Source organism: Mesorhizobium sp. P2_C5_2 (assembly GCF_056404535.1).
In genome coordinates this window covers 88,249-114,955 of sequence record NZ_JBFUDV010000003.1, presented here as the reverse complement: position 1 = coordinate 114,955, position 26,707 = coordinate 88,249, and the positions used below count along the sequence as shown (strand labels likewise).

Genomic DNA, 26,707 nt, shown 5'->3' with positions numbered 1-26,707 from the left:
CCGCTAGAGGATCTTCCAGGCGATATAAACCAGCGTCAGCGCGATCACCCACAGCGCAAGGCGGCCGGAGCGGGTGTAGCGGGCTTCGGCCTTGCCGATGGCGCGCGATGTCGCTTCGTCGAAGCGCAGGCCGCGCTCCGCCATAAAATCGATCTCGCGCGACAGCCGCTCGGTGCGGGCAGCGAGGTCAGGTGCTTGGCGGGCTAGCGCCAGCAGCGCCTTGGCGCCGTCGCGCGCGTCCATGAGCAAGCCGCTCGGGCCGAGATTGCCGGCGATCCATTGGCCGACCACCGGCTCGGACGTCTTCCACATGTTGAAAGCCGGATCGAGCGTACGCGCCACGCCCTCGACCACCACCATGGTCTTCTGCAGCAGGATCAATTCCGGCCGCGTCGCCATGTCGAACAGTTCGGTGACCTCGAACAGCAACGTCAACAGCTTGGCCATCGAGATGGTCTCGGCCGGCTGGCCATGGATCGGCTCGCCGATGGCGCGGATGGCTTGCGCGAAGGCCGCGACATTGTGCTGGCGCGGCACATACCCCGCCTCGAAATGCACCTCGGCGACGCGCAGATAGTCGCGGGTGATGAAGCCGTAGAGGATTTCGGCGAGGAAGCGGCGCTCCTTCTTACCCAGCCGCCCGGCAATGCCGAGATCGACGGCGACGATATCGCCGTTCGCCTCGACGAACAGATTGCCCGGATGCATGTCGGCATGGAAGAAGCCGTCGCGCAGCGTGTGGCGCAGGAACGACTGGATCAGATTGGTGGCGATCGCCTTGAGGTCGTGGCCAGCTTCCGCGAGGCCAGCCAGATCGTTCATCTTGACGCCGTCGACCCATTCCATGGTCAGCACGTCGCGGCCGGTGCGCTCCCAGTCGACCGATGGCACGCGGAAGCCCGGATCGTCCCTGGTGTTCTCGCCGAGCTCCGAAAGCGCTGCCGCCTCGAGCCGAAGATCCATCTCGACCTTGGTGGTCTGCGCCAGCGTCTCGGTCACCTCGACCGGCCGCAGCCGGCGCGACGACGGGATGTATTTCTCCTGCAGGCGAGCGGCGAGAAAATAGCTCTCGAGATCCTGGAAAAAGCGGCGGCGCACGCCCGGCCGGATCACCTTCACCGCCACCTTGGTATCAACACCGTCATGCAAGGCTTGCGCGGGATGGACCTGTGCGATGGAAGCCGCCGCGACCGGATCGCCGAACTCGGTATAGAGCTCGCCGATCTTGCGCCCGAGCGAGCCCTCGATCGCCGCTACCGCTTCCGCCTGGGGGAAGGTGTGCATCTTGTCCTGCAGCATGGCGAGGTCGAGCGCCATGTCATTGCCGACGACGTCGGGCCGCGTCGCCAGGAACTGGCCGAGCTTGACATAGGAGGGCCCAAGCCGGACCACCGCCTTGGCCAGCCGGTCGCTGCGCTCATAGGCAAGCGCGCGGCGGCGGGTGAACAGCCGCGCCATGCGCCAGCCGAATTTCGGCAGGCCGGTGAGCTCGTCGCCGGGAAGTGCTGCGATCACGCCCTCGCGGACCAGCACCCAGCCGGCCCGTGCAAGCCGAAAGGCGGCGCCGACACTGCTCATGCCGGGACCTGCTTCAAAGAGACCTGCTGCAAAGCGTCCTGCCTCAAAGCTTCCAGCCCGAATGCAGTGCGGCAATGCCGCCGGAATAGTTGCGGAACGACACCCGCTCAAAGCCGGCGCGCGTGATCATGGCGGCAAAATTCTGCTGGTTGGGGAATTTGCGGATCGACTCCACCAGGTAGGAATAGGGTTCGCCGTCACCGGTGACCATCTTGCCGATCTGCGGGATGGCGTTGAACGACCAGGCTTCGTAGACCTTGTCGAGCAGCGGCATCTCGACCTCGGAAAATTCGAGGCACAGGAAGCGCCCGCCGGGCTTCAGCACGCGAAAGGCTTCCGTCAGCGCGACATCGATGCGCGGCACGTTGCGGATGCCGAAAGCGATGGTGTAGGCGTCGAAGGTGCCGTCCGCGAACGGCAGTTCCTCGGCATTGGCCTCGACGAAATCCGTATTGCCGGACAAGCCCTTTTTCTCTGCCCGGTCGCGGCCGACACTCAGCATCGAGCCGTTGATATCGAGCACCGTGGCATGCGCGTTGCCATGGCTGGCGTCGACGATGCGGAAGGCGATGTCGCCGGTGCCGCCGGCGACGTCCAGCACTTTCCAGCCCGGCCGTTTCGGCGGATTGAGCCATGTCACCATGGCATCCTTCCACAGCCGGTGCAGTCCGGCCGACATCAGGTCGTTCATCAGGTCGTAGCGGTTAGCGACCTTGTGGAAAACCTCGTTGACCAGGGGCTGCTTGTCGCCTGGCCCTACCTTCTTGAAACCATAGGAGGTTTCCATGCCGCCCGCGGCCGTGGTTCTCTCAACTGACATTATTTTCATCCGTCATAAAACCGGCGGGACCATAGCCGATCGATGGTGCGGGCGCTATTGTTTAAGGCGCGGTGTTCAGCCGCGCTTCCAGGTGGCGGGTTTTCAAGACCTGGACTGACCGACGGGATGTTTGAATGCCTTTGAAAGCAGAACTGCACTGCCATATTGAAGGGGCAGCGGCGCCCGAACTCGTCATTCGGCAGGCGCAGAAATATGGCAAGGACACCTCGCCCTATATCCAGAACGGCTCGTTCGTCTGGCACGACTTCACCTCCTTCCTCGCGGCTTACGATTTTTCCGCCGATTTGTTCCGCACCGAGGAGGATTATGCTCGCCTCGCCGACCACTATCTGACCAGCCTGGCCCGCGACGGCGCCATCTATTCCGAGGTCTTCACCTCGCCCGATCATGCCGTCAGGGCCGGGCTGTCGCCCAAGGCCTATACCGATGCGCTCGGCGAAGGCATGCTGCGCGCGAAAGCCAAGACCGGCATTGAGGGCCGCATGATCGTCACCGGCGTGCGCCATGTCGGCGTCGAGTCGATCGAGCAGGCGGCGCGCTTTGCGGCACGCTGCGGCAATCCGCTGGTCACCGGCTTCGGCGTCGCCGGCGACGAGCGCATGGGCGAGATGGAGGATTATGTCCGGGCTTTCGAGATCGCCCGCGAAGCCGGCCTCGGCATCACCATCCATGCCGGCGAACTGACCGGCTGGGAGACGGTGCAGGCCGCACTCGACCACATCCGCCCCTCGCGCATCGGCCACGGCGTGCGCGCCATCGAAAACCCCGACCTTGTCAGGCGCATCGCCGATGAAGGCGTGGTGCTCGAATGCTGCCCCGGTTCCAACATTGCGCTCAAAGTCTTCGATAGTTTCGCCGACCATCCCTTCCCCGCTTTGCAGGCGGCCGGCTGCAAGGTGACGCTCAACTCCGACGACCCGCCCTATTTCTGGACCTCGCTGAAGCGCGAATACGACATCGCCGCCGAGCATTTCGCCATGAACGAAAAGGCGCTGACCGCCGTAACCCGGACGGCGATCGAGGCGGCTTTCGTCGACAGGAAGACCAAGACAGCGCTTCTGGCCCGCCTGAATAGCGCTGCGCGCTGATTTCCCGTGACAAAACTGTGGCCGGTCACGCCCAAGCGGTTCCTTGGCCGGCGCATTGTCGGCAGAGCCGGATGATTTTCAGGTCTATCGACCTGAAAATCTGAATCCGGCTCTAAATCAAAGGGATAGAGCATGATGTCGCCCGAAAACCGCTTCACACTTTTCGGCATCATGCTCTAGGGTTGCTTCAAGCACAGAAAATTCAGGAGCACCCCATGCAGGGCGTCACCGTCGTCGACCACCCGCTTGTCCAGCACAAGCTGACCATCATGCGCAAGAAGGAGACGTCGACCGCCGGCTTCCGGCGGCTGCTGCGCGAAATCTCGCTGCTGCTCGGCTATGAGGTCACCCGTAACCTTGAACTGACCACGACCACCATCGAGACGCCGATCGAGACCATGGAAGCGCCGACGCTGGAGGGCAAGAAGTTGGTCTTCGCCTCGGTGCTGCGCGCCGGCAACGGCCTGCTGGAAGGCCTGCTCGACCTGGTGCCGGCGGCGCGCGTCGCCCATATCGGCCTCTACCGCGATCACGAGACACTTGAGGCGGTGGAATATTTCTTCAAGGCGCCGAGCGATCTCGCCGACCGGCTGGTGATCGTCGTCGACCCGATGCTGGCGACCGCCAATTCGGCGATCGCTGCCATCGACAAGCTGAAAGGACGCGGCGCCACCAACATCCGCTTCCTGTGCCTGTTGGCGTCACCCGAGGGCATCGAGCGTTTCACCAAGGCGCATCCGGATGTTCCGGTCTTCACCGCCTCCATCGACCGCCAGCTCAACGACAAAGGCTACATCATGCCTGGCCTCGGTGACGCCGGCGACCGCATGTACGGGACGAAATAATCATGACGGCCGTTTACCGGTCGTTTACGCAATGGCGCGGTTTCGGCGCGCGTTAAAGCGGCAAACACCATGTCGGGATTAGGGTCGGCGCTCAAAAAGGCCGACCCATGCTGCGCACAGTTCTCATTTTTTGCGCGATTGCCGCGACTTTGGTATTGATCCCGTTCGCCTATCAATCGAATCCGCAAATGGTCGACAGCCCACCGAAATCGGCGGCGGGGACCAAGCTTGCGACAGAACCGCAACTGAAGCTTGCCGCGGTCCCGGACAAGCTACAGCAACCGCTTGGTCGCAAGGTTCTGGTCGCTGCGGACCCGCGCGGGCATTTCACCACGTCGTTCAAGCTCAACGGCCGTCAGGTCGACGGCCTGATCGACACCGGCGCCACGTTGGTCGCCATCAACACCTCGACGGCGCGCCGCATCGGCATCTCGCTCAACCCGTCGGATTTCAGCCATCAGGTCAACACCGCCAACGGCGCGATCAGGGCGGCCGTGGTCAACATCGATCGCCTGCAGATCGGCAAGATCAGCGTCGACAACATCCAGGCGGTGGTGCTCGACGACAGGGCGCTGCAGACCAACCTGATCGGCATGAGCTTCCTGCAGCGGCTGGCAAAATATCAGGTCGAAAACGACACCTTGCTGCTGGTGCAGTAGCGCCTTCCACTAGCCGCGTGGCATCACTCGCCGGATGACCGACTTGTCGGCGGCCGGCTTGGAGCCGCCGACCGTATAGGCCGAAACTATTGCGGCCGCGGCGGCCGCGGCCTGCGCTTGCGTGCGGGCGTGGACCAGCGCCAGCGGCTCGCCGGCCCGCACCTCGGCGCCGATCGGCAGCAGCCTGGTGATGCCGACCGCATGGTCGATCCGGTCGTCGGGCCGCGTGCGGCCGCCACCGAGCCTGACCACGGCAAGCCCGATATCGCGCGTGGCAACGCCGGTGACAAAACCATTACCGGTCGCCTTGACCGCAAATTCCACCTCCGCCTTCGGCAGGTATTTCTCCGGCTTCTCGACGAAATCGGCCGGGCCGCCAAGCGCCGTCACCATGCGCGCGAAGGCAGCCGCGGCGCGGCCGCCGGCCAGCGTCTCGGTCGCGCGCCTGAGCCCGTCCTGGTTGGACGACACCAGGCTTGCCGATTGCAGCATCTCGGCGGCCAGCGCCAGCGTCACATCCTCCAGCCGCTTGTCGCGGAACCGGCCGGTGAGGAAGTCGACGGCGTTGCGCACTTCGACGGCATTGCCGGCTGCCGACGCCAGCGGCTCGTTCATGCCGGTGACCAGCGCCGAGGCTTTCAGGCCGGAGCCGTTGGCGACCTCGACCAGACTGTTGGCGAGTGCCGTCGCGTCGCGCGACTTCTCCATGAAGGCGCCGTTGCCGACCTTTACGTCGAGCACCAGCGACTGCAGGCCGGCCGCCAGCTTCTTCGACAGGATCGAGGCGGTGATCAGCGGCACCGATTCCACCGTTCCGGTCACATCACGGATTGCGTAGAGCCGCCGGTCGGCGGGCGCGAGGTCAGCGGTCTGGCCGATAATAGCGCAGCCGGTCTCAAGCACCGTCTTGCGGAAGCGCGCCACATCCGGCTGGCTGATATAGCCGGGGATGGCGTCCATCTTGTCCAGCGTGCCGCCGGTGTGGCCGAGCCCACGGCCGGATATCATCGGCACATAGGCGCCGCAGGCAGCGACGATCGGTGCCAGCATCAGCGAGACATTGTCGCCAACGCCGCCGGTCGAATGCTTGTCGGTGACCGGACCCGGCAGGTCCGACCAGTCCAGCACGTCGCCGGAATCGCGCATCGCCAGCGTCAGCGCCACGGCCTCGTCGCGGCTCATGCCGTTGAAGAACACCGCCATGGCGAATGCGCCGACCTGGCCGTCCGAGACACTGCCCGAGGTCACGCCGGCAACGAAGGTCGCAATATCCTGCGCGGACAGCTTCTGGCCGTCGCGCTTGCGGCGGATGATTTCCTGGGGAAGCATCAGGCGTCGCCCTTTGGCTCCGGCAACCCGTCCTGGAACACATGCGCAAGGATCGTCGCCAGCCGTGCGCCGCCGATCGGCGCCATGTCCTTGGTCTCCTGGTGCGACAGCTCCGCCCCGGTCATCCCGGCGGCAAGGTTGGTGATCACCGAACATGCGGCAACGCGAAGCCCAAGGAAACGGGCGAGGATGACCTCCGGCACGGTCGACATCCCCACCGCATTGGCGCCCATGATGCGGGCCATGCGGATCTCGGCCGGCGTTTCGAAGCACGGGCCGGAAAACCACATGTAGACGCCTTGGTGCAGCGCGGTTCCGGTGGCCTTCGCCGCGCGTTCGATCGCCGCGCGCAGGCCGGCATCATAGGCTTCGGTCAGGCCGACGAAGCGACGGTCGCTCGGCTCGCCGATCAGCGGATTGGTGCCGGAGAAATTGATGTGGTCGGTGAGCAGCATCACCGATCCTGGCGGCATGTCGGGATCGACCGAACCGGCGGCATTGGTGAGGATCAGCTTGGTGATGCCGATGCCGGCAAGCACTTCCAGTGCCGGCCGCATCGCGGCAGCGTTGCCGTGCTCGTAATAGTGGGCGCGCCCCGACAGCATCAGCACCGGCGTTCCGGCAAAAAGCCCCGCCACCACCTCGCCGGCATGGCCTGTCACCCCGCTGCGGGGAAAACCCGGCAGGTCGGCATAGGAAACGCGCACGGCATTTTCGACCTGGTCGACAAGCCCGCCCAGGCCCGACCCCAGCACCATGGCGGTGGTGGGCGCCAACCCGTCCAGCCGTTCAACGAGATGGTCCAAAGCTTCTTTCATGTCAGCCAATCTTCATTTCAAAATGTCGCCGCGGAACCCGTAGGGCAGCATGTCGCCCATGGTCACGGTCTCGACCACGCCGCCGTTGTCGCAGAGATAGAGCTTCGTGTCCGGCCGGCAGAATTCAGCCAGCCTTTGCCGGCAGCCGCCGCAGGGCGAGCACTTCGCCATGCGCGAGGCAATGACAGCGATCTCCACGATCTTGCCGCCGCCACCCATGATGTAATGGCCGAGCGCGGTGGTCTCGGCGCACCAGCCTTCCGGATAGGACGCGACCTCGATGTTGGCGCCGGTGAAGACGCGGCCGTCCTCGGTGCGCAACGCAGCCCCGACCGGAAACTTCGAATAGGGCGCGTAAGCCTTGGCCATGGCCTCCTGCGCGGCTTCGAACAGATCATGCGACATTCAAACGTTCTCTCCGACGATCATGGTCAAAACCCGGCGCTTTGCGTTTTCCTGGCGCCTTTCAAACGCTGAGCCGAATGTTCGGCTCAGCAGTCTCAGACTAGCGTGCCCGGATCACCGTTCCTTGACATAGGGCACGCCGCCGGCGCGCGGCGGGATCGCCTTGCCGATGAAGCCGGCAAGCAGGATGACGGTCAGCACATAGGGCAGCGCCTGCATGAACTGCACCGGCACCTTGCCGATGAGCGGCAGCGGCGAGCCCTGCAGGCGGATCGCCGCCGCGTCGAGGAAGCCGAACAAAAGGCAGGCGAACATGGCATTGACCGGCCGCCACTTGGCGAAGATCAGCGCCGCCAGCGCGATGTAGCCCTTGCCGGCGGTCATATCCTTCACGAAGCCGCCATTCTGCACCATCGAGAGGTAGGCGCCGGCGATTCCAGTGAGAATGCCGGTGCAGATCAGCGCCCGGTAGCGCAGCCAGGCGACCGAGATGCCGGCGGTGTCGACGGCGGCCGGGTTCTCGCCGACGGCGCGCAGCCTGAGGCCGAAGCGGGTGCGAAACAGCACCCACCAGGTGAATGGCACCATGGCAAAAGCGAGATAAACCAGGATCGAGTGCCCGGACAGGAGCTCGGAATAGATCGGCCCTATGATCGGCACGTCGTGGATGGCGGCAGCACCTGGCAGAGTGATGGCCTCGAAGCGCTCGCCCGGCTGCAGCGCCGGCGTGCGCCCGCCCTGCTGGAACCAGGCCTGGCCCAGAATGATGGTCGAGCCGGCGGCGACGAAGTTGATTGCCACACCGGAGACGATCTGGTTGCCGCGATGGGTGATCGAGGCGAAGCCGTGCACCAGGGCAAAGGCGACCGACATCACGATCGCCATGCCGAGGCCGAGGAAGGCCGAATGGAAGACCGAAGCGGCGGCCGCGCCGGCGAAGGCGCCGACCAGCATCTTGCCTTCCAACCCGATATCGAAAACGCCAGCGCGTTCGGAATAGAGGCCGGCGAGGCAAGCGAGCAGCAGCGGCACCGACAGGCGGATCGTCGAGTCGAGTATCTGCACGATGGCGATGAACACATCCATCTCAGGCGCCCTTCCCTTTGACCGCTTCGATGCCGACCGACCTTGGACTGAACGAGGCGAACAGCGCCTGGACGTAAGGCCGGAACATGTGCTCCAGCGCACCTGCAAACAGGATGACCAGGCCCTGGATGATGACGATCATGTCGCGGGAAATCGCCGGCATTTCGAAGGCGAGTTCGGCGCCGCCCTGGTAGAGCATGCCGAACAGGATCGCCGCCAGCACGATGCCGACCGGATGCAGGCGGCCCATCAACGCCACGGCAATGCCGACGAAACCGGCGCCGGAGACGAAGTCGATCGCCACATTGTGCTGGTCACCCATCACCGGGTTGAGTGTCATCATGCCAGCCAGTGCGCCGGAGATCATCATCGCGATGATGATGATGCGCGTCTCCGAAATGCCGGCATAGCGCGCTGCCTTCGGGCTATGCCCATAGGTGCGCATCTCGTAGCCGAGCTTGGTGCGCCAGATCAGCAACCAGACCAGGAAGGCCATCACCAGGGCCAGCAGGAAGCAGATGTTGAAGGGCGCAGAGCGGATCTTGGCGCCGAACAGTTCGATGATCCAGTTGAGCTTGGGCAGTTCGGCCCCCGCAAGGAAGTTGCGGGTCTGCGGCGCTTGCGACGCCGCCGGCTTCAACGGCCCGACCAGGAGATAGACCATGATCGACGCGGCGATGAAGTTGAACATGATGGTGGTGATGACGATGTGCGAACCGCGCTTGGCCTGCAGATAGGCCGGGATCAGCGCCCATAGCGCGCCGACCGCAGCCCCGGCGGCGATCGCCAGCGGGAAGGTCAGCCACCACGGCAGCACACTATCGAAGGCAAGGCAGACCACGCCCACGCCGAGTCCGGCAATATAGGCCTGGCCCTCGGTGCCGATGTTGAACAGGCCGCAATGCGCGGCCACCGCCACCGACAGGCCGGTGAAGATGAAGGTGGTGGCATAAAACAGGGTGAAGGCAATACCGGTTCCCTTGCCGAAGGCGCCTTCGACCAGGATGACGGCGGCGCGGAACGGGTTCTCGCCCACAAGCATGACGACGAAGCCGGCAACGATGAAGGCCACCGACAGGTTGATCAGCGGGATCAGCCCATAGTCGGCCCAGGCCGGTAGTTTGGCGTAAGGCGTGCTCATTCTGCCGCCTCCTGGCGCTCGACGCCGGCCATCAAGAGGCCAAGCTCGCCTTCGGTCGCCTCCGGGCCGCGCTCACCGACGATGCGGCCGGCAAACATCACCAGGATACGGTCGGACAGCGAGCGGATCTCGTCGAGTTCGACCGACACCACCAGCACCGCCTTGCCCTGGTCGCGCATGGCGATCAGCCGCTTGTGGATGAATTCGATGGCGCCGACATCGACGCCGCGCGTCGGCTGGCCGACGATGAGCACGCCCGGGTCTTGTTCCATTTCCCGCGCCAGCACGATCTTCTGCTGGTTGCCGCCGGAGAAGTTCGCCGTCTTCAGGCGCGGATTGCCGGGACGGATATCGTATTTTTCGATCTTGTCCTTGGCGTCGGCCATGATCGCATCGATGTTGAGGAACGGCCCTTTGAGGTAGCGCGGGTCATCGTGATAGCCGAGGATCGAATTCTCGTTCTCCTCGAAGGCCAGCACCAGCCCGACATGATGGCGGTCTTCCGGCACATGGGCGAGGCCGCGGTCGCGCAGTTCACCCGGATCTGCCTTGCCGGTAAGGTCGATCGGCTTGCCGTCGAGCATAACCGAGCCGGAAACGGCGTGCCTGATGCCGGATATCGCCTCCAGCAGTTCGGACTGGCCGTTGCCGGCCACACCGGCAATGCCGACGATCTCGCCGGCCTTAATATCGAAGGAGATGTCGTCGACCATGGTGACGCCGCGAGAATCCTTCACCGTCAGGTTCTTGACCGCGAGCTTGACGCCGCCGGCTTCCGCCTCGCCCTTCTCGACCCGCAGCAGAACGCGCCGCCCGACCATCAGCTCGGCGAGTTCCCCCACCGTCGTTTTGCTGGTCTCGCGCGTCGCCACCATCGTGCCCTGGCGCATCACCGAGACATTGTCGGTGATAGCCATGATCTCGCGCAGCTTGTGGGTGATCAGCACCACGGTTTTTCCCTGATCCTTCAACTGCTTGAGGATGCGGAACAAATGATCGGCCTCGGCCGGCGTCAACACGCCCGTCGGCTCGTCGAGGATCAGGATTTCGGCGCCGCGATAGAGCGCTTTCAGGATTTCGACGCGCTGCTGCAGGCCGACCGGCAGTTCCTCGATGATGGCGTCGGGATCGACTTCCAGCCCGTATTCGCGCTCGAGCCGCTCCAGTTCGGAGCGCGCCTTGGCGATGCTTTTTTTCAGCAGCGCATCGCTTTCGGCGCCGAGGATAATGTTTTCCAGCACCGTGAAATTGTCGACCAGCATGAAGTGTTGGTGCACCATGCCGATGCCAAGCGCGATGGCGTCGTTGGAGGTCTTGATCGACGCCGGCTTGCCGCCGACGCGGATCTCGCCGCTGTCGGCCTGGTAGAAGCCGTAGAGGATCGACATCAGCGTCGACTTGCCGGCGCCGTTCTCGCCGACAATGCCGTGGATGGTGCCGCGCGCGATCTCCAGGTTGATGTCGCGATTGGCGCGAACGGCGCCAAAACTCTTGTTGATGCCGATCAGTTCGATTGCGGCTTGCGCCATGCAGCCTGTCCCACTCTTATTTTTTTATCGCTTGGTCAAAATGCCTAGCATGATGCCCCGTCTGTGCCAATTGGCGGCGCAACCATCACTCTCGACAAATCCCGGTGCGATTGTCAATTTCGAACGTGGCCCGGACCTTCACATTCACTAATATACAAGGCTCAATAGTCGCATCATTCTGCGACTGCGTGCGCCAGGACCGAAGGATTTTTTAGATGATCATGCCTGCCGACCGGCTGACGACGCTGGAAATCCGCGCCGCCGAGCAGGAAAAGACCATCGAGGAACTGTCGGGCCAGATCGCCGAGCAATGGACGGTGATCGAGCGCATGCAGCGCAAGCTCGATGCCCTGACCGAGCGTTTCATGGCGCTGGAAGAGCAGTCGGCACCCGACGTGCCGATAACCAAACCGCCGCACTGGTAGCAAGGAGAAGCTGATGGCCAGTGAGAGTGATCGCGTGGCGCGTGCCGGCGACTATGTGCTTGGCCTGATGAACGACCGCGACCGGGCGCGCGCCGAGCGCGACCTCGAAATCGACCCCGCCTTTCGCGACACGGTGATGCGGCTGGCCGAGCGCATGCATGTCTTCGATCGCACGGGGCGGCCGTCCGGCAGCAGCGACCGCTGGCGGCTGATCTCGCAGCGAATCGCCGAAATGCCGCAAATGCGTGTGGTCGGCCAGGACGAAGCCAAACCGACGCCGGTAATCAGCAGGCTGGAGCGCCGTCCCTATGGCGTCGGCGTGCATTCGCTCGGCGGCCGGCGAGGCCTCGCCATCGCCATTGCACTGATCGTGGTGTTCGCGCTGGGTTATCTCGTGGGCACTTTATAGCGCGCGAGACATCAGAGCCATCGGTTCGCCATCCTGCGCGAAGGTCTGCACCTCTACCCAGCCGAGCGCTTCGTAGAAGCGGCGCGCTTGCCAGGTGTAGAGATAGAGCCTGCGTACACCAGCCGATGCCGCATGAGCTTCCACCGCTCTGACCAGCGCTGTGCCGATGCCGCGCCCTTGATGGTCTTGGTCAACGATTAGCCCGGCAAGCCATGGCGTCAAATCGTGTGCCGGATCGATCTCGTCTCGGACCAGCAGGCAACTCCCGATCGGCAGGCCCTGCTCTCGCGCAACGAATGCCGCCTCGAACCCATTGCCACCGAGCAATTCGCGAAGTCCGGCCGCGTCTTCTGCCAATGTTCGTTCTGTACCAGCGAAGAACGCGGCGAGCCGCTGCCTTGCGATCGGCTCGACGTCGCGCTCCGCCATCGCTTCGATTGTCGTCGACATCACGGCTACACCCTCAAAAAAAACCGCCGGGCTTTCACCCGGCGGTTCGAAACCTCAGCGCTTGCCGATCAATACGGGCAGGCGTTGTCGGCGGTGTAGTCGTGCACCTGGATCGTGCCGGCGATGATGTCGGCCTTGGCCTTTTCGACCGCCGCCTTCATCTCGTCGGTGACCAGCGCCTTGTTGTTGTCGTCCATGGCGTAGTCGACGCCGCCTTCCTTGAGGCCGAGATTTTGCAGGCCGCCCTTGAAGGTGCCGTTCTTGCCGTCCATGAAGGCGGTGTAGACGGCCACGTCGACGCGCTTCAGCATCGAGGTCAGCACCTTGCCGGGCTGCAGGCCGTTCTGGTTGGAATCGACGCCGATGCCGAGCTTGCCGGCATCAGCCGCCGCCTGCAGCACGCCGACGCCGGTGCCGCCGGCCGCGGCATAGACCACGTCGGAGCCCTGGTCGATCTGCGTCTTGGCGATCTCGCCGCCCTTGGCCGGATCGTTCCACGCCGCCGGCGTGTCACCGGTCATGTTCTGGATGACGTCGGTCGCGCCGGCAGACTTGGCGCCGCCGACATAGCCGCATTCGAACTTGCGGATCAGCGGAATGTCCATGCCGCCGATGAAGGAGACCTTCTTGGACTTCGAGGCCATCGCCGCCATGATGCCGACGAGATAGGAGCCTTCGTTTTCCTTGAAGACAAGCGAGCGGACATTGGGCAGGTCGACGGCATCGTCGATGATGGCGAAGTTGAGGTCAGGATATTCCTTCGCAACCACCTTCAGCGCATCTTCCCAGGCAAAGCCGGCCATGACGATGGGGTTGCGGCCGTCTTCGGCGAAGCGGCGCAGCGCCTGCTCGCGCTGCGAAGCGTTGGACACTTCGAACTCGACATAAGCGGTGCCGGTCTCGGTCTTGAACTTTTCGGCGCCATGATAGGCAGCCTCGTTGAAGGATTTGTCGAACTTGCCGCCGAGATCGTAGAGGATGGCCGGCTGGACATCCGCGGCGAAAGCCGGAAGAACCATTGCGGTTGCGGCCAGGAGGCCGAGAACGATACGTTTCATGTGATCCACACCCTGTCGGTTATTTTTTCCGTTACGCGTCGCCCGCCTGCCCGGTTCTCCGGCAGGCATGCGACATCAGCCAGGAGCGTACTCCCCTCCCGCTCCAGGCAATCTGGCACGGCCCGAAACAAAATTCACGCGGAATTTTGACCTTTTGGAAAAGCAGGCTTGGGCGGCGACAACCGTGGATGGCTGCTGCATTGTCGTCGCCGGCCCGCAGGGACAACCCGTCAGCCCGGGGCGAATTCTCCGCCTCGCCGCCGGCGCCTGTAGCCGATCGCGTAGAGGAGCAAGGCAAGGACCGCGAACACGGCAAAGCCGGGCTGGGCAATCACCCAGGCGATGCCGCCATCCCATATTATCGGGCTTGCCTTGGCGCGCACGAAGGTCTCGAAGGCCGCGCGAGTGTCGGGCGAAACCGCCAGCCAGCTCGAATTGAGCGGCGTCATGACCAGCGCCGAAGCCGCCACCGAGCGCGTCGCGTCGAGCACCGCCATGATGACGGCGACCGAAAGTGCGACCATAGCCGCGAGGCGAAACAGAAAACGCAACATCGAGATCTTTCCCCCGGCCTCAAGCTCCTCCCGAGGACCTTCCGGTTTCAGGACGAGGAATAGAATGCGTGCGCCCGGCGCGCAATCGGCTTACGCGAATTTGAAGCCCCCCGTCCGCCTATATCGCCGCCTTTCGGCTGCGCCGATGGACGAGCCAAACGGCAAGGATGCCGCCGCCGATGGCGCCGACCACCAGCCCGGCAAGGCCGATGAACACCGCGAAATAGCCGCAGCCGCCCTCGAAACAGCTGACGTCGGTGACCTCGGCGATGCCTGCACCCAGCGCGAAGCCGGCGACAGCGCCGACAGCCGCGCCCAGGATGATGCCGAGCAGCGCGGCGACGATCGAAACAAAGACTGACGGTGCCTGCGCTTCCGGCCTTGCATAGAAGGCCTTGGCCTCGTCGCGGCGGCGCAGCAGGTAAATGCAAAACAGGCCGATGACGATTTCGGTGGCGGAGATGGCAAGCGACCTGCCGGAAAAGATGAAGCCGGCCAAGGTCAGCGCAAGGACCTGCCGGGCCAGCACCCAGGCGATGGTGGTGGTCTGCCAGATGGTGAAATGGCGCGGAAAGCGCGCCGAACGGCTGAAGGCGAGGCCGAGCAGATAGAGCCCCCACACGATGGTGACGATGTCGAAGACCAGGTCGGCAAGCAGGAAATAAAAGACGCTGTCCGGGATGCCGGAACTGTCGAACAGCCACCGGACCGAGACCAGCCAGTAGACCGACAACGCCATGACGAAGAGGAGCCAGACCACCGGCACGAAGGACAGACCGCTATCGGGACGACCGGATGGGGTCAGCCCGCCTGGCCCAGCCGGCGTTCCGCTGCCGGGATTTTCGCCACTTGATGTCATATCGGACGATGCCCCCCGCAAAGCCTCTGCCTCACTCGACATCTGGCCTGGGGCGAAGTCAAGCGCGGCCGGCCCTGCTGCCTTGCCTGTGCACACCATTCGGAGCCGAAGCGCCCTTGAAGCGGAGACGTTGGCTGCCCGACGAAACGATGCATGGCCGGCAAAACGAATAGACTGCCGTTATGGCTTGGCATTCGGCGCCGGATCGACTAGATGAGCCCCGCGCCTGTTTGATTGACGGGCGCCGGGAAGGGCATCCGCTGGTTGGCGGCGCCCCTGACGCGGGTCTCCCCCGCACTTCCCAAAGGGATGCATCTCCCCAACCCGCGCGGCAAAACCGACCGGCGCGAAATGCAAGGACGGAGAGGTGGCCGAGTGGTTGAAGGCGCACGCCTGGAAAGTGTGTTTACGGGAGACCGTAACGCGGGTTCGAATCCCGCTCTCTCCGCCAGTTATTCAATAAAACGGATAAAAATCAATTCGATAGAAAACTGTTACGCGGAGACCCACCTTAAGTCCCGCCAATAGGTTGTTCGCTTTGAAGTGCGGGGCCAAGCTGCTGAGGGACCCAACTTTTCCCTGTTGCGGGCTCAGGCACGGCTGGCATACTTCACCCTGCCCCACTGACTGCATTGAGGACACAAAGGATGGAGATAGGCCAACTTGTCCCCCGGAATATTTCCCGAACTAGTGATCGTCAGGCTGCCGCCCTTGAAACCCTCCAAACTGTAAGATTCCCATGCGCCGCTGAGGGGCTGATTGTCTTCTCGTAGTTTCAAATACCCGGTGCGACCGCAATCGCAAACCAGCTTTTCCCGCAATACAGTTGAGAGCACTTAGGACAGCCTTCCGACGATGCGGCGAACAGGCTCGATGCTACCATGGACTTTGGTATTCGGGTTTCCCGCACTGCCCAAGCTACAGGCGTATTAGCGATAGCTCAACTAAGACTGAAGTCCCCTAAGCCCTCTCTCGAAGGTCGGCTTCCACTCGCGATTGCTCCTGCGGTCTGTATCATTTTAATACAATCCTCAATTGCTAGACTCACGCGGTGAACCGGCAGCTAGTTGATCTCCGTCGGTGCCAAAGGAGGGAAGCGCCCGCGCCGATTTGGGGAGGTAACGATGTCTGTGCAAAAGGAAGACTATCGAACGAACAGAGCCGACTACGCGATTGCTACGAAGCTGGGCCAAGCGACCACTGATGACGGCGATCGAGCTGAGCTACTGGCAATAAAAAAGAAGTCCCTTTGGCTGAAAGATCAGCGATCCGCCAGATTGTGCGCACACCCGGCGGAAAGCTCGCCAGGACCGAAAGGCCGACCGCGCGGTTAAATTAGCTGAATATATCGCCCCTGCAGGATTGCGGAACGCATGGGAGGGAAGGGTGCGCGTCACAAGTCTGTTTTTCCTATAAGCCGGCCCCACGATGCCAATTGCAGCCTTCGCTCAAGGCGAAGTATCGGTCGAACGAGGGTTGTTTCAATTAGCATGCGCTGAAATAGTTCCGAATAAATAATTCTGCGGCAAATCCCGAAGCGGTCGCAAGGGGTTCGATAGAAAGCTGTTGCGCGGAGACCCGCCTTAAGGCCCGCCAATAGGTTGTTCCAACGTTGGCACTGATAACAGTTTCGACCCTGGGCCTAGTGCAATCTTTTTCGGTCTGTCGAGTGCACGTCTCACCTATGGTTCGCAGCCACTCTTAACAAGGAGGTGCTTCCCGCCGGCCATTGCGTTCTGCCCATCGAGCGAATATGCTTGTTGTACGATCGTTCAATAAGCACATTTGCGAAGCCCCGATGCCGTGTAATCCCAGCTATGAAATCCTGTTCGAGCCGATGCGGATCGGGCCGGTCACCGCACCGAATCGCTTCTACCAGGTGCCGCACGCCAGCGGCATGACCAACGCCCTGCCACGCGTGCGCGCCGCCTTTCGCGAAGCCAAGGCCGAGGGCGGCTGGGGCGTGATCTGCACCGGCGCCTGTTCGATCGATCCGAGCTCGGACGATTCACCACTGCCTTTTGCCACCCTGTGGGATGACAACGACATCCGCGCGCATGCGCTGATGACGGAGGCCGTGCACCGGCATGGCTCGCTTGCCGGCGTGGAACTGTGGCATGGCGGCGCATCCGTCATGAACAGGACCAGTCGCTTGCCGCCACTGTCGCCGTCGGGAATTCCCTGGATGGCCACGCATGTCGGCTTCATGGGCAATTTGCGGCCGAAGACCATGGACAAGGCCGACATACGCGAAGTGCTGCGATGCCAGGCGGAGGCGGCGCGCAAGGCGCGCAGGGCCGGCTTTGATGTGGTCTACGTCTATGCCGGCATGGGCTATCTCGGCTACGAGTTCCTGCTGCCGGAATACAATCATCGCACCGACTGTTATGGCGGACCGATCGAGAACCGCGTGCGCTTCGTGCGCGAGATGATCGAGGTCACCAAGGATGCCGTCGGCCAGGACTGCGGCGTCGCCTTGCGCGTCAGCCTTGAGGAACTGCGCGGCAGACCCGGCCGCAACCAGCCCTCCGAAGCGCACGAGCTGGTCGAACTGCTCGCCGACCTGCCGGACCTGTTCGACGTCAAGATGGATTCCAGCCCGACCGACTGTTCGGCGTCGCGCTTCACCGGCGAAGGCAGCCACGAGCCGGTGATCGATTTCGTCAAATCGCTGACCAAAAAGCCGGTGGTCGGCGTCGGCCGCTTCACCTCGCCCGACACGATGGTGTCGCAGATCAAGCGCGGCGTGCTCGACTTCATCGGCGGCGCGCGTCCATCGATCGCCGACCCCTTCCTGCCGGCCAAGATTCGCGAGGGCCGCGAGGCCGAAATCCGCGAATGCATCGGCTGCAACATCTGCATTTCGAGCTGGCATGACGGCGTGCCGGTGCGCTGCACCCAGAACCCGACCGCCGGCGAGGAATGGCGGCGCGGCTGGCACCCCGAACGTGTCGAGCGCGCCGACAATCCTGAGCGAATCCTGATTGTCGGCGGCGGGCCGGCGGGGCTCGAATGCGCGCTGACGCTCGGCCGTCGCGGCCATGAGGTGACGCTCGCCGACAGCAGCCGTAGCTTCGGCGGACGTCTGGCCTTCGAAAAGACGCTGCCCGGTCTGTCGGCCTGGAACCGCGTCGTCGACTACCGCCTCGGGCGCCTCAACGAAATGAGCAATGTCTCGCTCTATCCCGAGAGTGTCTTGGGCGCCGACGAGATCATCGAGCTGGCGCCGGACCGCGTGGTGCTGGCGACCGGCGCGCGCTGGACCGATATGCTCTATTCCTCGATGGAGATTCCGGTCGGCAGGTTGGACCATCCGGAGGTGTTCACACCCGACGACATCGCCACCGGCCGCCTCCCGCAGGGGCCGACGCTGGTCTTCGATTTCGATAATTATTACATGGGCGGCGTGCTGACCGAGCATCTGGCCGCACAAGGCATTCCGGTCAGCTATGTCACACCCGCCGGTCAGGCTTCCGCCTGGACGATCATGACCAACGAATTGCCGCTGGTGCACCGGGCGCTGGCCCGGCGCAAAGTGCCGGTGACGACGCTACATCTCTTGAAATCCTTCGACGGCGAGACGGCGACGCTGTCGCATCTGTTCACCGGCGAAGAGGTTCGCGTGGCCTGCCGCTCGGTGCTGATCGTCGGGCTGAGGCTGCCGCGCAATGAATTGTTCGAGGCGCTGACGCAACGCGCTGGCGCGCTTGCGTCAGCAGGTATTAGAGGTGTCGATCGTATCGGCGACACGCTGGCCCCGGGCGCCATCGCGCATGCGGTGCATAGCGGCCACAAGCTTGCTCAGGAGATCGGCACAAAAATCCGCTGGCAGCCTTACCGCCGCGACACGCCGATCGTCGATCAAGTGGCGGACTTCGACATGCGGACGGCAGCCGAATAGAGCAATTCCAGGAAAACGCGTGAAGCGGTTTTCCCGGGAAAAGCTCATAGCGCTTTCCCTGGGGAATTGCGTCAAACAAGGAGTTCTAGAGGCCATGGAGCGCATCACGGCACGTCGCAGACCCGGCCGCCCGCAGCGCGAGATCGGTGGTATCGAACAGCGGCCGTGGAAGCAGCTGACGCGGCCCTATGCGCCGATCGAGATCCTGTCGGCCGACCAGGTGCAGACAATCCACGAAATGGGCCTGACCATCCTCGAGGAGATCGGCATGCGCGTGCTGCAGCCGCAGGCACGCCAGTTCTATCGCACTGCGGGCTGCGATGTCGACGAAGGCGAGATGCGGGTGCGCTTCGACCGCGCCATGGTCATGGAGCGCGTCGCCATGGCGCCGTCCTCGTTCGAACTGCGGGCTCGCAATCCGGCGAAGAACGTCAAGGTCGGCGGGAAACACTGCATCCTGTCGTCGGTCGGCGGGCCGGCCTATGTCATGGACAATGATCGCGGCCGCAGGCCAGGCACCTATGCCGAGATGTGCGACTATCTCAAACTCATCCAGTCGTTCAACGTGCTGCATCAGGAAGGCGGCGGGCCGTTCGAGCCGCTCGACCTGCACCAGAACACGCGCCATCTCGACCTCTATTATGCCGAGATCACTTTGCTCGACAAGAACTGGCAGCCGCAGGCGCTTGGCCGCGGACGCGCTATCGACGCGCTGGAAATGGTGGCGATATCGCTCGGCACGACGCGCGAAAACCTGGCGCAGGAGATGCCGGTGTTCACCGGCATCATCAACACCAACTCGCCGCTGCAGCTCGATGAGCCGATGGCCGAAGGGTTGATCGCGCTGGCCGAACATGGCCAGGTCAATGTCATCACGCCGTTCACACTGGCCGGCGCGATGAGCCCGGTGACGCTGGCCGGCGCGCTGTCGCAGCAGCATGCCGAGGCGATGGCCGGCATCGTGTTGACGCAGATCGTGCGTCCCGGCGTACCGGTGATGTATGGCGGCTTCACCTCCAATGTCGACATGAAGACCGGCGCGCCGGCTTTCGGTACGCCCGAATATACGCAGGCCGCGCAGATCACCGGTCAGCTCTGCCGGCTGATCGGCGTGCCGTTTCGCTCCAGCAATGTCACCGCCGCAAATTCGGTCGACGCGCAGGCGGCCTATGAGAGCGCCATGTCGTTGTGGGGCTGCCTGATGGGCGGCGCGAACCTGGTGTTGCATGCGGCCGGCTGGCTCGGCGGCGGGCTGACGGCATCATTCGAGAAACTGGTCATTGATGCCGAGATGCTGCAGATGATGTGCGCCTATTTCGACCCGCCGGTGGTCGACATCGATACGCTGGCGCTGGAAGCGGTGCGCGAGGTCGGCCCGGCTGGGCATTTCTTCGGTGCCGCGCACACGATGCAGCGCTATGAGCGCGCCTTCTATTCGCCGCTGGTGTCCAACTGGGACAATTACGATACCTGGATGGAGCGCGGCCAGGTGACGGCGCGCGAACGCGCCAACGTCGTCTGGAAGCGCATGGTCGCCGAGTATGAGCAGCCGCCGATCGATCCCGGCATCGACGAAGCCCTGCGCGACTATATGGAGCGCCGCAAGCGCGAGGGCGGTTCGCCTTTGAACTAGGCGCCCCGCAGCGGCCCGACCTGCGCTTCGAGCATCTCGAAGCCGGCGGCTTCGGCGGCCTGCGGCGTCAGCACGCTTTCGTCGAGGCACCATTCGAGCCAGAGTCCGTCGACGAGGGCTATGAAATTGCGCGCCACCGTCGGGGCGTCGACTTGCCTGCCGCGCGGCACCGCGACTGCGGCGATGTCCTCGGCGAGTTCCGCCCGGTAGGCGTCATAGAGTTCACGGTGCGCCGCCTTGAGTCGCGGGTTGACGGCAATTTCCCCCCACAGCGACAGCCAGATCAGAAGATTGTCACGGCTGAAATAATCGGGCGAAAAATTGGAATGCACCAGGGCAGCGAGTGCTGCCTGCGGCGACCAATCGGACGTCTCGGCGCGCCGCCGCTTGGCTTCGGCGATCTGGTTGTTGACGCTGGCGTAAAGCGAGGATTTGTAGACCTCGACCAGCAAGCCATCGAGGCCTTCGAAGTGATGGTTGATGAGGCCGCGCGAGACGCCGGCCTCCTTGCAGATGCGATCGATGGTGAAGGCGCCGATGCCGCCGACCGACAGGCAGCGCGTCGCCGCCTCGATCAGCATGGAGCGGCGCACGTCAGCCTGTTCGCGGCTGAAGCGCGGCGGCGATTTCTTGGCGCCGCGCTTGCGTTTTTCAGGTGCTGGTTCTGTTTCCGTCATGGCTCCAGCTAATCGATCGTGGCTTTTCTGTCCACGGAGCGATTCATACCTTCTTCTTGAACAAGACCGGATTGGGGTGGCCGTCGGGATAGATGACCGGCTCGAAACCGGCCTTGTGGATGACGACCAGCGGCTGGTGGCAAATGAAGACGAAGCCGCCGGATTGTTCCATCAGGTCCTCCATGCGGTTGGACAATGCGATGCGCTTGGCCTCCTCGCTTTCCGCCACCAGCTGCTGGTAGCTGGTCTCGAACTCCGCACTGTCGAAGCCGGACCAGTTGTAGACGCCGATCTGGTCGGGACGGAACCAGACCAGGTTTTCGGAAGGGTCGACGCCACCGGCGAAATCCATCAGCGCCAGATCGATGTTCTTGTAGCCGTCGCCTTGCGTCTTGTCGCCGACGCCCCAGAACGCGGCCTCGTCATAGGGCTGGATCTCGACCTTGATGCCGGCCTGTTCGAGGCTGGCCTGGATGATCTGCGCGGTCGCGGCGCGGATGGAATCGTTCATCACCGTCAGGGTCAACGACAGATCGCTGACGCCGGCCTCCGCGAGCAGCGCGGCGGATTTCGCGTAGTCCGGTGCGGCGATCAGATTGCCGGCCCGCGCGAATTTGGTCCCGGGCTGGACGACCCCGGTGGAGCGCTTGGTGAGATCGTCATAGACGCCGGTCAAGATCTGCCCGACATCGACGCCGTACTGCACGGCCTGGCGGACCTTCAAATCCTTGAGCCGCGGGCTCAGCATGTTGATGGTGAGCCAGACGTAGCGGGTCGACTGCGCTTCGATCACCTCGGTGTTGGCGGGCGGGCTGGCCTTCACCGCCTTGGTCGCCGAAATGGCGATCTTGGTGTAGTCGAAGGCGTCGGCCTCATAGGCCAGTTGTGCTGCCTGATCGTCGGCGACGATGTAGATCTCGACCTTGCCGAAATCCGGCTTCGGTCCCGGCCAGTCAGGATTGGCGGTGAGCGTCACCTTCTGCTTCTGCTGCCAGTCCGAGAAGAGATAGGGGCCGCAGGTCGCCGGCGGCTCCGTGGTGAACTTGCCGCCTGCCTTTTCGGTGCCGGCGCGGCTGATGATGTGGCCACCATAGTAGGGCAGGCTGGTGACGAAGATCGGCTGGTAGGGGTCCTTGAGATGGATGATGCCGGATCTGTCATCGACAATCTCGACGCGGTCGAGCTTTTCGAACTGATAGGCCCAGGGCGACGACAGCTTCGGATCGGCAATACGCTCATACGAGAATTTCACGTCTTCGGCGGTGACAGGGCCAAAACCGTTCGACCATTTCAGCCCGTCGATCAGCGTGAACGCAATGGTTTTCGGATCCTTCAGCTCGAGCTTCTCCGCACCCCAGAGCGACCATGGCGAACCTTCCCTGAGATCGCCAAGCCGGTTCAGCGAAACGTAAATGCCGCGCATCATCACATCCTCGATGCCGCCGATCATGAAGGCGGGATCGAGCGTCTGAAGATCGCCCTCCATTCGGATGCGCAATGTGTCGCCGACGGCCGACCAGGCGAAACCCGGCTTCATCGTCAGGCCAACGCCCAACGCGCCGGCGGCCTTCAGGAATGCACGTCTGTCCATGTTCCATTGCGTCATGTCGGTTTCCCCTTTTGGTTTGCGGAAGCGCGTGAGAAGGCTTCCCGTTCTTGCCCGCCTGTCTCCAGCGGGAAATGGCAGCGCACCATCCGGTCAGCGCCCATCGGCCGATAGGTCGGTGCCTCGGTCTTGCAACGATCGCGGGCGATCGGGCAGCGCGTGTGGAACTCACAGCCCGAGGGCCGGCGGAACACACTTGGTATCTCGCCAGTGACGGCCGGGTTTCGGCTGCGTCGGCGTGGGTCGGGTATCGGCTCGGACTGGATGAGCGTGGCGGTATAGGGATGCATTGGCATCGAGAACACGTCCTGCGTCGGTCCGGTCTCGACCAGCCGGCCGAGATACATGATGGCCAGCCGATCGCTGACATGGCGGATCATTGCCAGATTGTGGGTGACGATCATGGCGGCGAAACCGAGTTCGCGCTTCAATTCGCCGATCAGGTTGAGCACATCGCCCTGCACCGACACATCGAGGCCGGCGGTCGGCTCGTCTGCAAGCAGCAGGTGCGGCTTCATCGCCAGCGCCCGGGCAACACCGACGCGGCGCGCCTGCCCGCCGGACAGCTCATGCGGGAAGCGGTCGACGAAGGAAGCCGGCAGCCCGACCAGCGTCAGCAGCGCTCTTGCCGCGGCGCGGCGGTCCGGCATCGCCAACCCCTGGATGACCTGCGGCTCGGTCAGCAGCGTGCCGATGCGCAGGCGCGGGCTGAGCGACGCCACCGGATCCTGGAACATCATTGCCGAACGCCTTCGCATGGCGCGGAAATCGGCCGTCGTCTGCACGTCCCTGCCCTCAAAGACGATGCGGCCGGCCGCCGCGCGCACAAGGCCAAGAATGGTGCGGGCAAGTGTGGTCTTGCCGGAACCGGACTCGCCGACCAGCCCAAGCGTCTCGCCCGGCATCAGCGACAGCGTCACACCGTCGATGACGTTGCAGCTCGGCAACGGGAACGGGTTGATCAGGCGGCTGAGCAAGCCGCTGCGGGCGAAGGTCACCGACAGATCGTCGATGGCGAGCAGCGGGCTCATGGCGTCACCGCGTGGCAGCGCGCCATATGCGAGGCGGACAGTTTCACCCGTGGCGGTGCGACGCTGCCGCATGGCGCGAAGGCGCGGTCGCAGCGCGGCGCGTAGACGCATCCGGATGGCGGCTGGGTCAGATTGGGCAATGAGCCTGGAATGGTCGGCAGCCTGTCCAGCCGCTCCTGGAAGCGGGCTGGATCGCAGGCGAGCAATGCCTGCGTGTAGGGATGCCTGGCATCGTGGAAGATCGCGTCGACCTCGCCGTCCTCGACCACCTCGCCGGCATACATGACATAGACCCGGTCGCAGAGCTCGGCGATGACGCCGAGATGGTGCGAGACGACGATGATGATGCCGTTGTATTCGCGCCGCAGTTCGCGCAGCAGATGGGTGATCTGCGCCTCCATGGTGACATCGAGCGCCGTCGTCGGCTCGTCGGCGATGAGCAGGCCGGGATCGGTCAACAATGCCGCCGCGATGGCCACGCGCTGGCGCATGCCGCCGGAGAGTTCGTGCGGGTAGCAGTCCATCCGCCGTTCCGCATCCGCGATGCCGACGCGACCGAGCATGGCGGCGATCCGCGCGCGCTTCTGCGCACGGCCGAGATCCTTACGGTGATGCTGGAAGTCGACGAGCTGGTCGCCGATGGTCAGCACCGGGTTGAAGGCGGTCATCGGATCCTGGCTGACCAGCGCAATCTCGTCGCCGCGCAACAGGCGCTGGCGGTGCGCGTCGAGCTTTGCCAGGTCGACGCCGTTGTAGCTGATCGACCCGTCGATGCTGGCGTTGGCGGGCAGCAGGTTTGCCAGGGCGGTGACCAGCGTGGACTTGCCGCAGCCGCTTTCGCCGACGATGCCGATCACTTCGCCCGGATGCGCCTCGATGTCGACATGGCGCAACGCATGCACGCTGCCATGCGGCGTCTCGTAACGGACGCTGAGATCCCTGGCCGCAAGCGAGCCGCTCATGCCGGCCTCCGCAACTGCAGGCGCGGGTCGAGATAGTCGCGCAGGCCTTCGCCAAGGAAAGTGAAGCCGAGTGTCGCGAGCACCAGCGGCAACCCCCCGAAGATGACCATGAACGGAGCCGAGCGGATACTGGTGTAGCCGTCATAGAGGATCGAACCCCAGGACGGCGTCGGCGGCCGCACACCGAGGCCGAGGAAGCTCAAGCCCGCCTCGACCATGATGACGACAGGAATGTCCATCGACAGAAGAATGATCAGCGGTCCCACGACATTGGGCAGAAGGTGGATGAAGATGATGCGCGCCGGGCTGGCATCGAGAAGGCGCTCGGCGAGGATGTAATCGCTGTTCTTCAGCGCCAGCGTCTGTGCCCGGATCAGTCGCGCATAGCTCGGGAAGGAGGTCGCGGCGATGACGATGATCAGCGTGCCGGTGCCAGCGCCGAGCACAGTGATGATGGCGAGCGCGAACATGATCATCGGCAGCGAATTCAGGCTGTCGAAAGTCAGCACCAGAATGGCGTCCAGCCAGCGCGGCCCGTAACCGGCGACCAGCCCGAGCAGCAGGCCGATCGCGCCGGCAATTGCCACCGACACCATGGCAATGGTCAACGCCGTACGCGCGCCATAGATGACGCGCGACAGGAGATCGCGGCCGAGATGATCGGTGCCGAACCAGTGTTCGGCCGATGGCGGCTGCAGCTTGTGCAGCACATCGATCTTGAGCGGCGAATACGGCGCCAGCCACGGCGCGAAGACGGCGGTGACGAGGAACCCGGCAACCAGGATCAGCGCAACGCAGGTGAACGAATCGGCAAGCAGTGCACGCAGCAGCGGAAACCGTTGTCGGTCCGGCGTGGATAAAGAGGCGTCAGCCACGGAAGACATCACGCACCCTTGGATCGAGCCGCGCAATCAGCAGATCGGCGGCTATGGTGATGGAGACGTAGATGGCGGTCATGATCAGCACGGTGCCCATGACCACCGGATAGTTGCGGGTGTTGACGGCGTCGGTGATCAGCTTGCCGATGCCGGGTCGGGCAAACACCGCCTCGACGAAGACGGCGCTGGACAGGATGCTGCCGAGGCCGACGGCGACCAGCGAGATGGTCGGGATGATGGCGATGCGCAGCGCGTATTTGGAGACGATCTTCCACTCCGGCAAACCAAACGAGCGCGCGGTGCGGATGTGCGGTTCGCCCATCACCTCCATCATCGAGGCGCGCACCATGCGGGCGATGTAGCCGATCCAGCCGAGCGCGATTGCCGCCGCCGGCATCACCAGCGCCTTGGCCTGGCTGACGAAGTCCCCGGCCTCGCCGGCGCCGATGGCCGGCAGCCAGCGCAGCGTGACGGCAAACAGCAGCAGCGAGTAGATGGCGACGACGAAGGACGGCACGGCGATGACGCCGACCGACAGCACGCCGATGACCGCATCGGCAGCCGTGCCGCGCCGCATCACCGACAGGCAACCGAGCGGCACGCCGATGAGGAGCGCGACAGTGAGCGACGTCAACCCGAGGATCAGCGTGTTCGGTAACGCCTCCATGACCAGCGTCGAGACCGGCCGGTTCGACCAGACGTCATAGCCGAGATTGCCGGTCAGCGCGTTGCGGAAGAATTCGACGATTTGCCACCAGACCGGCTGGTCGAGGCCCATGCGCTCGATCAGCAGCCGCTTCAGTTCCGGTGTAGCGCGCGGACCAAGCGCCACGCTCGCCGGGTCGCCCGGAACGAGGAAGACCGCAGCGTACATGGCTATCATGACGAGGACGAGGATCAGGAGGCCGAGACCGATGCGCTTCACTGCATATGCAAGCATGGCCT

General features: G+C 63.7%; 25 protein-coding genes and 1 tRNA gene. 8 read left to right on the top strand and 18 right to left on the bottom strand.

Features of this window, described 5'->3' with window-relative positions:
* Positions 1-3: 3 nt before the first annotated feature.
* Together ubiB and ubiE are read right to left on the bottom strand one after the other, a co-directional pair.
* Complete coding sequence (ubiB, locus tag AC1D1B_RS11910; protein ID WP_477332326.1) at positions 4-1,578, bottom strand: 2-polyprenylphenol 6-hydroxylase; 1,575 nt, start codon at positions 1,576-1,578, stop codon at positions 4-6.
* A 43-nt stretch (positions 1,579-1,621) separates the two neighbouring features.
* The gene (gene ubiE, locus AC1D1B_RS11905; RefSeq protein ID WP_477332324.1) at positions 1,622-2,398 is read right to left on the bottom strand and encodes a bifunctional demethylmenaquinone methyltransferase/2-methoxy-6-polyprenyl-1,4-benzoquinol methylase UbiE; all 777 of its coding nucleotides are present in this window, start codon (positions 2,396-2,398) and stop codon (positions 1,622-1,624) included.
* A 134-nt stretch (positions 2,399-2,532) separates the two neighbouring features.
* Here ubiE and AC1D1B_RS11900 point away from each other — a divergent pair, with 134 nt between their 5' ends.
* The 3 genes from AC1D1B_RS11900 (at position 2,533) to AC1D1B_RS11890 (ending at position 5,011) form a co-directional block, all read left to right on the top strand.
* Positions 2,533-3,507: an adenosine deaminase gene (locus tag AC1D1B_RS11900; RefSeq protein ID WP_477332322.1), complete on the top strand. Its 975-nt coding sequence runs from the start codon at positions 2,533-2,535 to the stop codon at positions 3,505-3,507.
* A gap of 215 nt (positions 3,508-3,722) precedes the next feature.
* A complete protein-coding gene (gene upp / locus AC1D1B_RS11895) occupies positions 3,723-4,352 on the top strand; it encodes a uracil phosphoribosyltransferase (RefSeq protein WP_477332320.1) in 630 nt (209 codons plus the stop codon).
* Between the two features lie 107 nt (positions 4,353-4,459).
* A complete protein-coding gene (locus tag AC1D1B_RS11890; RefSeq protein WP_477332318.1) occupies positions 4,460-5,011 on the top strand; it encodes a TIGR02281 family clan AA aspartic protease in 552 nt (183 codons plus the stop codon).
* Positions 5,012-5,020: 9 nt separating this feature from the next.
* Here AC1D1B_RS11890 and deoA read toward each other — a convergent pair whose 3' ends face one another.
* The 6 genes from deoA to AC1D1B_RS11860 form a co-directional block, all read right to left on the bottom strand.
* Positions 5,021-6,340, bottom strand: coding sequence for a thymidine phosphorylase (gene deoA / locus AC1D1B_RS11885; protein WP_477332316.1), 1,320 nt, complete (start codon positions 6,338-6,340; stop codon positions 5,021-5,023).
* Positions 6,340-7,158 carry a purine-nucleoside phosphorylase gene (locus AC1D1B_RS11880; RefSeq protein WP_477332314.1) on the bottom strand — a complete coding sequence of 273 codons (819 nt, stop codon included), beginning with the start codon at positions 7,156-7,158 and terminating at the stop codon, positions 6,340-6,342. The genes deoA and AC1D1B_RS11880 overlap by 1 nt, the downstream gene beginning before the upstream one ends.
* Positions 7,159-7,170: 12 nt before the next feature.
* A complete protein-coding gene (cdd, locus tag AC1D1B_RS11875) occupies positions 7,171-7,563 on the bottom strand; it encodes a cytidine deaminase (RefSeq protein ID WP_181057375.1) in 393 nt (130 codons plus the stop codon).
* Positions 7,564-7,677: 114 nt separating this feature from the next.
* Positions 7,678-8,649 carry an ABC transporter permease gene (locus AC1D1B_RS11870; protein ID WP_023671125.1) on the bottom strand — a complete coding sequence of 324 codons (972 nt, stop codon included), beginning with the start codon at positions 8,647-8,649 and terminating at the stop codon, positions 7,678-7,680.
* Between the two features lies 1 nt (position 8,650).
* The gene (locus AC1D1B_RS11865) at positions 8,651-9,790 is read right to left on the bottom strand and encodes an ABC transporter permease (protein WP_477332312.1); all 1,140 of its coding nucleotides are present in this window, start codon (positions 9,788-9,790) and stop codon (positions 8,651-8,653) included.
* A complete protein-coding gene (locus tag AC1D1B_RS11860) occupies positions 9,787-11,319 on the bottom strand; it encodes an ABC transporter ATP-binding protein (RefSeq protein WP_477332310.1) in 1,533 nt (510 codons plus the stop codon). The genes AC1D1B_RS11865 and AC1D1B_RS11860 overlap by 4 nt, the downstream gene beginning before the upstream one ends.
* Before the next feature lie 218 nt (positions 11,320-11,537).
* Here AC1D1B_RS11860 and AC1D1B_RS11855 point away from each other — a divergent pair, with 218 nt between their 5' ends.
* Together AC1D1B_RS11855 and AC1D1B_RS11850 are read left to right on the top strand one after the other, a co-directional pair.
* The gene (locus AC1D1B_RS11855) at positions 11,538-11,744 is read left to right on the top strand and encodes a SlyX family protein (protein WP_181057665.1); all 207 of its coding nucleotides are present in this window, start codon (positions 11,538-11,540) and stop codon (positions 11,742-11,744) included.
* A 13-nt stretch (positions 11,745-11,757) separates the two neighbouring features.
* Positions 11,758-12,153, top strand: coding sequence for a hypothetical protein (locus AC1D1B_RS11850; protein ID WP_477332308.1), 396 nt, complete (start codon positions 11,758-11,760; stop codon positions 12,151-12,153).
* Here AC1D1B_RS11850 and AC1D1B_RS11845 read toward each other — a convergent pair.
* The 4 genes from AC1D1B_RS11845 to AC1D1B_RS11830 form a co-directional block, all read right to left on the bottom strand.
* Positions 12,148-12,603 carry a GNAT family N-acetyltransferase gene (locus tag AC1D1B_RS11845; RefSeq protein ID WP_181057371.1) on the bottom strand — a complete coding sequence of 152 codons (456 nt, stop codon included), beginning with the start codon at positions 12,601-12,603 and terminating at the stop codon, positions 12,148-12,150. The two genes, AC1D1B_RS11850 and AC1D1B_RS11845, sit on opposite strands and share 6 nt — an antisense overlap.
* Before the next feature lie 68 nt (positions 12,604-12,671).
* On the bottom strand, positions 12,672-13,661 hold the full coding sequence (locus AC1D1B_RS11840) for a BMP family lipoprotein (protein ID WP_181057370.1): 990 nt from the start codon (positions 13,659-13,661) through the stop codon (positions 12,672-12,674).
* Between the two features lie 230 nt (positions 13,662-13,891).
* The gene (locus AC1D1B_RS11835) at positions 13,892-14,215 is read right to left on the bottom strand and encodes a hypothetical protein (RefSeq protein WP_477332306.1); all 324 of its coding nucleotides are present in this window, start codon (positions 14,213-14,215) and stop codon (positions 13,892-13,894) included.
* Between the two features lie 118 nt (positions 14,216-14,333).
* On the bottom strand, positions 14,334-15,074 hold the full coding sequence (locus AC1D1B_RS11830) for a hypothetical protein (RefSeq protein WP_477332304.1): 741 nt from the start codon (positions 15,072-15,074) through the stop codon (positions 14,334-14,336).
* A gap of 361 nt (positions 15,075-15,435) precedes the next feature.
* On the opposite strand from AC1D1B_RS11830, the gene AC1D1B_RS11825 reads away from it, so the two are divergent.
* The 3 genes from AC1D1B_RS11825 to AC1D1B_RS11815 all read left to right on the top strand — a co-directional run bounded on the left by AC1D1B_RS11825 (position 15,436) and on the right by AC1D1B_RS11815 (position 20,608).
* Positions 15,436-15,525 (top strand) — tRNA-Ser (locus AC1D1B_RS11825).
* Positions 15,526-16,872: 1,347 nt separating this feature from the next.
* Positions 16,873-18,975 carry an oxidoreductase gene (locus tag AC1D1B_RS11820; protein WP_477332302.1) on the top strand — a complete coding sequence of 701 codons (2,103 nt, stop codon included), beginning with the start codon at positions 16,873-16,875 and terminating at the stop codon, positions 18,973-18,975.
* Positions 18,976-19,069: 94 nt separating this feature from the next.
* The gene (locus AC1D1B_RS11815) at positions 19,070-20,608 is read left to right on the top strand and encodes a trimethylamine methyltransferase family protein (protein WP_477332300.1); all 1,539 of its coding nucleotides are present in this window, start codon (positions 19,070-19,072) and stop codon (positions 20,606-20,608) included.
* Here AC1D1B_RS11815 and AC1D1B_RS11810 read toward each other — a convergent pair.
* The 6 genes from AC1D1B_RS11810 to AC1D1B_RS11785 are packed head-to-tail and all read right to left on the bottom strand — an operon-like array spanning position 20,605 to position 26,702.
* The gene (locus AC1D1B_RS11810) at positions 20,605-21,285 is read right to left on the bottom strand and encodes a TetR/AcrR family transcriptional regulator (RefSeq protein WP_477332298.1); all 681 of its coding nucleotides are present in this window, start codon (positions 21,283-21,285) and stop codon (positions 20,605-20,607) included. The genes AC1D1B_RS11815 and AC1D1B_RS11810 overlap by 4 nt on opposite strands.
* Positions 21,286-21,328: 43 nt before the next feature.
* A complete protein-coding gene (locus AC1D1B_RS11805; protein ID WP_181057333.1) occupies positions 21,329-22,891 on the bottom strand; it encodes an ABC transporter substrate-binding protein in 1,563 nt (520 codons plus the stop codon).
* Complete coding sequence (locus tag AC1D1B_RS11800; protein WP_477332296.1) at positions 22,888-23,922, bottom strand: oligopeptide/dipeptide ABC transporter ATP-binding protein; 1,035 nt, start codon at positions 23,920-23,922, stop codon at positions 22,888-22,890. The genes AC1D1B_RS11805 and AC1D1B_RS11800 overlap by 4 nt, the downstream gene beginning before the upstream one ends.
* A complete protein-coding gene (locus AC1D1B_RS11795; RefSeq protein ID WP_477332294.1) occupies positions 23,919-24,884 on the bottom strand; it encodes an ABC transporter ATP-binding protein in 966 nt (321 codons plus the stop codon). The genes AC1D1B_RS11800 and AC1D1B_RS11795 overlap by 4 nt, the downstream gene beginning before the upstream one ends.
* On the bottom strand, positions 24,881-25,768 hold the full coding sequence (locus AC1D1B_RS11790; RefSeq protein WP_477332292.1) for an ABC transporter permease: 888 nt from the start codon (positions 25,766-25,768) through the stop codon (positions 24,881-24,883). The genes AC1D1B_RS11795 and AC1D1B_RS11790 overlap by 4 nt, the downstream gene beginning before the upstream one ends.
* Positions 25,752-26,702: an ABC transporter permease gene (locus AC1D1B_RS11785; RefSeq protein ID WP_477332290.1), complete on the bottom strand. Its 951-nt coding sequence runs from the start codon at positions 26,700-26,702 to the stop codon at positions 25,752-25,754. The genes AC1D1B_RS11790 and AC1D1B_RS11785 overlap by 17 nt, the downstream gene beginning before the upstream one ends.
* Between the last annotated feature and the right edge of the window lie 5 nt (positions 26,703-26,707).